Here is a 1,042-nt window from a genome sequence, read left to right on the forward strand (position 1 = left end):
GTCATCGTGATGACTCCATTCGAGGATTCTGTGGAAGGTTGACTCGACGGATCACACGGTGGCCGCGTCCACGTCTGAGACGACACGCCCGACCACCGGGCGCTACACCACTATGCGGGACTCAACTAGGTAGCCATGCAGTGTCAGGTCGACGTAGGCGGGTTCGATGCTCATCTCGTTGACGCGCCAGCCGTCGTAGTTCGCGTTGTTCGTCAGGCGAGGGTCGGACAGCTCCTGGTTCTGTTTGACGTTCACGACGCGGCGCTCGAGCGAACCGTCGGCCTTGCGGCAGGACAGTTCCAGCCGCGCGACCCAGCCCTTGTCGTTCCTGACGTCGATCAGCTTGATGTACGGCGTCGCGTCCGCTCCTTGCTGCTGCACGTCGGCCACAACGATCTGTTTCACCAGGCCGAGGTCGTGCGCGTCGACCGGATCGAGCCGGTAGACGACGTTCCGGAGCTTCTTGTGCGTCGCGCTGTAGCGCAGCGTGAACACCGGGTCGAGCTCGCTCACGGCCGACTGAGAGAGCAGGGACTCCATGTTCTGCGGCTCGTCCATGATGACGACCGGGTGCGTCGCCTTCAGGTAGTCGATCGGCTTGAGACCGTTCAGTTTGTCCCGCGTCTGGTGGATGATGCGCGTATTCGCGTTGCCACGGATCGAGTCGATCGTCATCACCATGATCTGCACGTTGGTCGACGTCGCGAACGACTGCACCTCCTCAGCCGTCTTACCGCTATAGACCGACGAGTCGAAGGTAATGTTGCGCTTCTTGTAGAGATCTTCGAAATGCGAGCGCATGAGCCGGATGCTCGTGTTCACACCTTCACGGATCGCCACGCTCGGCACCAGGATGACGAACTTCGTGAAGTTGTACTGTGCGGCCAGCTCGAAGATGGTGCGGAGGTACACGTAGGGCGTGTCAACTTGTCTGTGTAAGCGGGGTGGTCACAGGTAGGGGTTGATCCGGTCGGGGTAGGCCGCGGCGAGCTGGGCGAGGGCCTGCTTCCAGTTCGTGACGGCCTGACCTTCGACGAGCCGG

General features: G+C 61.4%; 1 pseudogene. It reads right to left on the bottom strand.

Annotated elements, in window-relative coordinates:
* Positions 1-108: 108 nt before the first annotated feature.
* A pseudogene (locus J1M39_RS11725) lies at positions 109-915 on the bottom strand (DEAD/DEAH box helicase family protein); the annotation flags it as partial.
* Between the last annotated feature and the right edge of the window lie 127 nt (positions 916-1,042).

The sequence above is a fragment of the Micrococcus sp. KRD077 genome (assembly GCF_017168505.1).
GTDB lineage: Bacteria > Actinomycetota > Actinomycetes > Actinomycetales > Micrococcaceae > Micrococcus > Micrococcus luteus.